We start from the raw sequence: 301 nt of genomic DNA on the forward strand, positions 1-301 counted from the left end.
GCAGCGCATAGGCTGCCAGGTCCAGGCCATCTGGCCACCCCAGCCCAGCCTGCCCGAGGGCACGGACGTGGTCTTCCTGGCAGTGCGCCCCGATCACCTGCAGTTGAACTACGCCTGGACCCAGGGCTGTCTCTTATACACATCTCCGAGCCCACGAGACGCTGACGTTGATCGCGTATGCCGTCTTCTGCTTGAAAACGGGGGGGGGGGGGGGGGGGGGGGGGGGGGGGGGGGGGGGGGGGGGGGGGGGGGGGGGGGGGGGGGGGGGGGGGGGGGGGGGGGGGGGGGGGGGGGGGGGGGG

General features: G+C 75.4%; 1 pseudogene. It reads left to right on the plus strand.

What is annotated here, in order from left to right:
• Positions 1-301 (plus strand): annotated as a pseudogene (locus tag JHD82_RS30215) (hypothetical protein); the annotation flags it as partial.

Origin of the sequence: Delftia sp. ASV31 (assembly GCF_016428765.1) — a bacterium.
GTDB classification, from domain to species: Bacteria; Pseudomonadota; Gammaproteobacteria; order Burkholderiales; family Burkholderiaceae_C; genus Comamonas; species Comamonas acidovorans.